Origin of the sequence: Cryobacterium luteum (assembly GCF_900110125.1) — a bacterium.
GTDB lineage: Bacteria > Actinomycetota > Actinomycetes > Actinomycetales > Microbacteriaceae > Cryobacterium > Cryobacterium luteum.
On sequence record NZ_FOCN01000026.1, the window covers coordinates 24,353 to 30,880 of the forward strand.

The window sequence follows — 6,528 nt, forward strand, 5'->3', positions numbered from 1 at the left end:
GCTGAATCGCACTAGTCGGCTCGGCCGTTCACCCGGGCCGTTACCAATCCGTTAGAAAAGTGCCCTTTCAGGGTGACAAATGGGCGGGCTTCTTGTAACCTCGGGGATGTCCCACAGACCAGAAACGGTCGAAGGACTCTAGTCAAGACGCCTTCTTGCCCCGTCTCTTGATTTACGATCACACCCGCGATTAGCGAAGTGACGGGACAACGACCTAGTGTTGTCGAGGCGCCGGAGGTTAAAACTTTGGCTGCATTAGGAACGAGAACGTCCAGGCGTCGGCTGAGCCGAACTTCTGATTCCCTCGAAAAAGTGGAATCGTCGGCACACGCCCACCGAGCCCTGCCGCGGGCGGCTCCGAAGAAACGCCGTGGCGGAATCGCCAACATCGTCGTCATGACCCTCGCCACCGGACTGGTGGCCACCATGGCTCTCCCCGCCTATGCGTTCGCTCCTGGTTCGAAGGAAGCAGCATTCAAGGCCAGCGAGTCCACGGAGATGGCCAAGGCCCAGGCGCAGGCCGTTGAAGTTGATGCGCAGGCAGCGACCGTCAGCGTCGCTCGCGAAGGTTTCACCGCCACCACACCCGAAGAGCTTGCCGCCGCCGTTGCCGCAGCCGCTGCGGAAACCCGCCGCGTCGAGGTTGCCGCGCAGATGACCTCCTACGCCGCAAGCTACTCAGGACCGAGCGTGGCCGACTACCTGGCCAACCCGGCCTACCCGAATTTTGATCTCGCATCCGTTTTCAATGTGGCCTCGCAGTATCAGGGCACACCGTATGTCTTTGGCGGTGCCACTCCGGCCGGCTTCGACTGCTCCGGCTTCATCATGTACGTGTACGCGCAGTTCGGTATCAGCCTGCCGCACTCCTCGGTCGGTCAGGGGGCAGCCGGAACCAAGATCGCGATCGAGGACGCCGTGCCCGGCGACCTCGTGATCATGGACGGCCACGACGGCTTCTATGCCGGCAACGGAAACATCCTGCACGCGCCATATACCGGCCAGTCCGTTCGGATCCAACCGATCTGGACCAGCGACTACTACATCGTGCGAATCGGCATCTAATTCATCGCCTCCGGTGAACACTCGGTAACAGCTCGCACAAATGGCGCATACAGGTTTCCCTGATGCGCCATTTGTGGGTTAACCTAGTGCCCTGATGTAGTTGTAGGCCCGTGAGGAGAGCCCATGCATGAGCGACGCACAATCCACACCACGGATGTGCGCGGTCGCGAGTGCTTTCGGCATAGTTGTCGGAGCGAAAAGTGCTGTGTGAGCAGCCAGAAGGCGTTGTCATTGTGACGGCGCCTTTTTTTGTACTCTTTTTCGTTTCGCCATGCTTCTGTTCTGTACGCATCGGATGTAGTTCGAATGGCTGGAAGCCGTCCAGCCTCCTTCGAAAGGGAGAGCATGCGCACACTGGTACTCAACGCGGGGTATGAGCCCCTCGCGGTCGTTTCGTTCAAACGGGCGCTCATTCTGGTGATGAACCAGAAGGCGACGATCGTGCAGTCCGATCAGAACCACCCCGTATTCGCGGCATCGGGCTCGTGGGATCGCCCGAGCGTCATTCTGCTCACCCGGTATGTGCGCATCCCCATGTCGCGCCTCGTACCGGTGAGCCGCCGGGGGGTGCTGCGCCGCGATGAGCATCGCTGCTGCTATTGCGGTAAGTCGGCCGCCACGATCGACCACGTGCTGCCCCGTTCGCGCGGTGGTCGCGACACCTGGGACAATCTCGCTGCCTGCTGCCTGCGCTGCAACAACCTCAAAAGCGACCACACACCGGCCGAGATGGGCTGGGAATTGCGCTTCACCCCGAGGATGCCGCAGGGCACGACCTGGATCGTGCGCGGAGTTGAGCGGCCAGAGCAGGAGTGGGACGCCTATCTGGCTCCGGCCGCCTAGCTGGGCGCAGGTTCGGTGGCGGGTCGACGGGCTGGGCGCAGGTTCAGCGACCGGGCAGTTGATTGATGCTGCGCCCAGCGAGCAAACCTGCGCCCAACCGCCGGTGGGTAAGCCCACAGAAGGAGGAACAAGATGCGAATCAACATCACAAGCGTGTTCGTCGATGACCAGGAGAGGGCCCTGCGGTTCTACACCGAGGTGCTTGGTTTCGTGAAAAAGCAGGACGTTCCCCTGAGCGGTGAGGACCGCTGGCTGACCGTGGTCTCCCCGGAGAACCCGAACGGCACCGAGTTGCTGCTCGAGCCCAGCGGCCACCGCGCCGTGAAGCCGTTTAAGGAGGCCCTGGTTGCCGACGGGATCCCGTTCACCCAGTTCACGGTCGACGACGTGGCAGCGGAATATGAGCGGCTTCGCGGCCTCGGCGTGAGGTTCACTCGGGAGCCTGCGGCGATGGGGCCGGTGACCACCGCGGTCCTCGACGACACCTGCGGCAACCTGATCCAGATTCTGCAGTTGGGCAGCTAGCCACGCCAGGGGGCAGTTCGATAGAGCGGGTTGACCGGCGCGACCGACTAAACTTGCCGGACCAGCCTCTGTAGCTCAGTGGAAGAGCAATTCCGTCCTAAGGAAATGGCCGGGGGTTCGAATCCCTCCAGGGGCACCACGCATTGAGGCCCTGCATCCCTTATAAACACTGGGCTGTAGGGTTTTCGTCATTCTCAGGAATGGCCGTTTGCCCACATTTTGCCCACACTTCAAAAAATTTCGATGTGATTTGGAGCAGCTGAAACGGCCCAATTCTGGCCTTTCCGCTTGCCACGGGGACGCCGGGTCAGTGGTTTTTTCGGCCGCGTCGCGAGGTGGAAAATCCACCCAGCGGGCGGTGAATCGTCACGGCAGCGCGTCCGACCTGGTCTTTGCAATATCCAGCGCGACCGCTACGGCGTCAAGATCATCGTCGAACAGGTCCGCATAGGTATCCAGGGTCATCGCCGCTGAGGCGTGCCCCAGCATGCGCTGCACCGCCTTCACGTTCGCGCCGGCCGAGATCGCCAGGGATGCTGCGGTGTGCCGCAAATCATGCAGTGTCAGCCCGACTGGAATGGACGAATCGGTGAGTCGTGCGCGTTTTCGGGCTCCCGCGAACCAGCCATCGCCGTGGGTCGGCGTGGCCAGGTAGATGTTGCCATCGCCAAACACGAGCTGGTTGCGTTGTTTGCCCGCGATCTGTTCGGTCAGCAGCGCTTCGAGAAAGGCCGGGAAGGGCACGCTGCGCATTTCGTAGCCCTTGGGAGAGCCGATAACGATGTGTCCGCCCACGCGCACGGCGTTCGATTGCACGAGCACGCGCCGCCGCGCCAGATCGAGGTTGTTCACACGGAGGCCGACGGCTTCGCCCCAGCGCAGGCCGGTGTAAGCGAGCAGCAGTACCAGCGTTGCGTTGTGGCGGGATTCGTCGGCCAGAATCTGAACCTGCCCGTGAGTGAGGTAGTGCCGCTGTTTGCCGACCTTGCGGGGGAGGTTCACGCCCCGGGCCGGGTTGGAAGGTAGCCGGCGGTCGCGCACGGCGACATCGATCATGGCAGCGAGAATGCCGTAGGCGCGCAGCACGACCGTGGGGCTCTTCTTGGCCGACAACTCGCTCACCCATGCTTGCACATCGGTGTGCCGAATCTCACCCAGCTGTCGCGGCCCCCACACGGGCTGAACGTGCACTCGCCAGGCGGTCTCCACGACGTTGTACGAGCTGGCCTTCAAATGGGTTTGGGTGCGCAGCCATTCGGCGCCGAAGGTGCTGATCGTGACTTTGGCGGCCTGAGCGTCGATGTACTCGCCAGTGGCCTTGCGCACTTCCGTGGACGCGAGGAACAGCTCGGCGGAGCGCTTGGTCTTGAACCCGCGCTTGTCGGTCTGGCTGTGATCCGGCTTGCGGTAGCGAACCCGGTACCGTTTGCCAGCGGCGGTCTCATACGCTGAAATCGTTCCCATGACCTCACCTCGTAGGTCTCGCCGTCATCGGTAGCGAGGAGCCGATATTGCTGTCGCCTGACATCACCTTGCACCCTGCCACCGACAGTGAGACTTGACCAGCGCGATGACCGACGGCTCTCCTGGCGAACCGAATTGCACTGTCTCGCGCTGTGGCGTCACAGGCCCAGTGCGTCGGACCGCCATGCGTTCGCGAGTGGCTCAGAATGCCAATCTCGTTCCGTTAGGTCGCGCTTGTACAGCCCCGTGGACGCCGCGACATCTGCCGGCGACGCGTTCTCGCAGAGAACCTAGAAGGGCGGCGCGAGCCTGTGGAATACGACGTAGACGCAAGGAAGAATCTTGATAGTCAGGGGGCCGCTTACCGGCCCCCGTAGGGGGCCGATTTCTTACCCCATAGGGGGCCAGATCTGGCCGTATAGGGGGCCGGTGAACGGCCCCCCTAACAGTACTAACAGGACAAACAAAACATTAACAGTACGCGCGCGCGAGAAAAGCCTGTGGATAACCTCGCTCTGGCGGGCTGTTCTGTGCGGCGGTTAGGGGTCGCTGAAACGGCCTTAGCGTTGACGCTTTTCTCGATTTCGGCGTCACCGAAAGCGGACTTCGGATGCTGCAATCAAGCGACTGGTTGGAGGTCGATGTAGCGGGCTGGGCGAGTGCCGCCGGCCACGATTTGGCGCTGTCCCGGACTCGGCCCAGGGGCAGTGCGGCGCCGTCCGCGATGCCCACGGGCACGTGGTCGCGGCTGCCCGCCTATTCGTTTGCCTAGTCACCGACGGCGAATAGGTTAACGACGGGGTGCGGGGCCTCTTTCCCTGTCCCACCGCCACCCCCTCGCTGCGCTCGCTTCCCAACCTCCCACACCCATCGTTCCTCAGTGTGTCGGAGGTTGGGAAGTAAAGGGGTGGCGGTGGGACAGGGAAAGAGAAAGGAAAGTTGAAGAAGAAGAGAAGACAAGAGCAAGAACAAAAACAAGAACTGAGCAGAAAAATGGAGCAAGAAATGAGAGGCAAGGAGGCGCGATAGCTAGCGATGTAGAGCAAGAACCAGGAGAAGTAGACGTCGGCCAAAGCGGATGTCAGTGGTCGCCTGCAGAATCATGCTCATAAAGCTGCGTCAGAGTGAAAGGCAGAATTATGGTGCAGATCACCGAGCGTGATGAAAGCGATGGTGCAATGGCTCGATGTTGTCCGGTTGGCCGATGTGGAGGCGGTGCGCTGGGCGCTGGGCGCGTTTGCGGGAGCCAGCGAGCCGTTGAGCTTGCGGCGGGCGCAGCTGTGGGTGGCGCGCATGACCGCCGTCGGCTGGCTGGATCGGTCCCGGCCAACGTATCGGGACGGATCCATTGTGTGGGCGACCCGCTTGGCGATCGGCAAGCCGCCGCCGAGCCTGTTTCGGCAGACCACCCGGCATGAGGTTGCCGTTGCAACGGTCTCAGCACGGTACTTGGCGCAGGGCTTCACCTGGCGGCGGGATCGCCAACCGGCAGGACACCGTGAGCATCAAGCTGACGGTGTCGCCACTCGGGACGGCATCGTGGAACTCGTCGAGGTGGAGCTGACGCCGAAGTCGTGGCAGCGGTACCAGAAAATCGTGACGAACCACGGCTACCGTCTTGTGCACGAGAACGTGGACCGGGTCGCGTACTTCTGCACGGCCGACGCCCATCGCGCCATCACCCGCGAAGCGGACCGACGGCTCGTGCGCACCGAACGCCCACGGTTAGTCTCGTACCCGTGTCTCGACGCCCCCGGTATCTGGATCGGCCCCAACTTCGACCCCGGCGACCACGCCGTCCAGCTCGCGGTCGCGCCGCACCTCGACGGACGCGCTGACTGGAACAGATCTGATGGGACCCGCGTCTGACTTATCGGGGAAGTATCGATCAAAATTCCTCGAGGTACGCGTGGCCGCTCCCGATGGCCGTCATCCAAGCGGCACAGATCGAAGCCCCAGGCAACGAATTAGGAGCGATACTTTCTACCCCGGTTGGCCCCCCTGCACCGGGCATTTTCTCGGGCGGGTCTTACGGGAATGAAGGTCCTAGCCTGCACATGGCCCTCCGCGGAACACGACCGCGGGTTGTATCGTCCCGGTCGAGGTCCCTCCTGCGGGCGCATGGAGATGGTGATCCGTTGCGTCAGACGAGTGATCAAGTCGTGCGCTGGAGGGTCTCTCCAACAAACCGTTCGCGAGATACATTTGCGTTGAGCTAGTGGCCTCCTGTCTCTCCGAGTCGCAGCGCGGCTGCGCTGGGTGCGCATTTGCGTTACTTGGAAGGGATGGGGCGTTCGAGGATGAGTTCGTAGATAAGGTCGGTGGTCACGGTGCCGAGTTTTGCGAGTTGGACTGTGATCCGTTCCAGTTCGGACATGTCTGGTGCAACAATCTCGAGCATGAAGCAGATTTCGCCAGTGACTCGAAGGCACCGGACGATTTGATTCTCACGCTCGAGTATCTCGAACACCTTTGAGTCTTGGACTCCGTCTACGCTGAGTCTGACGACCGCGCGAAGCGCATACCCAAGGCTGGCAGCGTTGACTCTCGCCGTGTACAACGTAATCACCCCACGCTGCTCCAATGCCTGCAGCCGTATCCGAGTCGCTGAAATGCCGAGGTGCACGGTTT

6 protein-coding genes and 1 tRNA gene are annotated in these 6,528 nt (G+C 61.9%); 5 read left to right on the forward strand and 2 right to left on the reverse strand.

Annotated features, from left to right (window positions below):
* Window positions 1-312 precede the first annotated feature (312 nt).
* From BMW72_RS16470 to BMW72_RS16485, 4 genes are all read left to right on the forward strand, one after another.
* Complete coding sequence (locus tag BMW72_RS16470) at window positions 313-1,065, forward strand: C40 family peptidase (protein WP_241984071.1); 753 nt, start codon at window positions 313-315, stop codon at window positions 1,063-1,065.
* Between the two features lie 345 nt (window positions 1,066-1,410).
* Window positions 1,411-1,908 (forward strand): HNH endonuclease, encoded by a 498-nt coding sequence (locus BMW72_RS16475; protein WP_092112504.1) that lies wholly within the window; start codon window positions 1,411-1,413, stop codon window positions 1,906-1,908.
* A 132-nt stretch (window positions 1,909-2,040) separates the two neighbouring features.
* Window positions 2,041-2,433 carry a VOC family protein gene (locus BMW72_RS16480; RefSeq protein WP_092112505.1) on the forward strand — a complete coding sequence of 131 codons (393 nt, stop codon included), beginning with the start codon at window positions 2,041-2,043 and terminating at the stop codon, window positions 2,431-2,433.
* Between the two features lie 64 nt (window positions 2,434-2,497).
* Window positions 2,498-2,572 (forward strand) — tRNA-Arg (locus BMW72_RS16485).
* A 227-nt stretch (window positions 2,573-2,799) separates the two neighbouring features.
* Here BMW72_RS16485 and BMW72_RS16490 read toward each other — a convergent pair.
* Entirely contained in the window at window positions 2,800-3,897 is a 1,098-nt protein-coding gene (locus BMW72_RS16490) for a site-specific integrase (RefSeq protein WP_092112507.1), read from the reverse strand.
* A gap of 1,170 nt (window positions 3,898-5,067) precedes the next feature.
* Here BMW72_RS16490 and BMW72_RS16495 point away from each other — a divergent pair.
* The gene (locus BMW72_RS16495) at window positions 5,068-5,766 is read left to right on the forward strand and encodes a hypothetical protein (RefSeq protein WP_167361073.1); all 699 of its coding nucleotides are present in this window, start codon (window positions 5,068-5,070) and stop codon (window positions 5,764-5,766) included.
* 403 nt (window positions 5,767-6,169) lie between these two features.
* Here BMW72_RS16495 and BMW72_RS19060 read toward each other — a convergent pair.
* On the reverse strand, window positions 6,170-6,528 hold a 359-nt coding region (locus BMW72_RS19060; RefSeq protein ID WP_139175923.1), incomplete at its 5' end, for an Lrp/AsnC family transcriptional regulator.

What these genes read in the sequence shown, in the direction of transcription:
- BMW72_RS16475 (WP_092112504.1), top strand. Translation starts at nt 1,411, where the DNA reads ATGCGCACACTGGTACTCAACGCGGGGTATGAGCCCCTCGCGGTCGTT.
- BMW72_RS16480 (WP_092112505.1), top strand. Translation starts at nt 2,041, where the DNA reads ATGCGAATCAACATCACAAGCGTGTTCGTCGATGACCAGGAGAGGGCC.
- BMW72_RS16490 (WP_092112507.1), bottom strand. Translation starts at nt 3,897, where the DNA reads ATGGGAACGATTTCAGCGTATGAGACCGCCGCTGGCAAACGGTACCGG.
- BMW72_RS16495 (WP_167361073.1), top strand. Translation starts at nt 5,068, where the DNA reads ATGGTGCAATGGCTCGATGTTGTCCGGTTGGCCGATGTGGAGGCGGTG.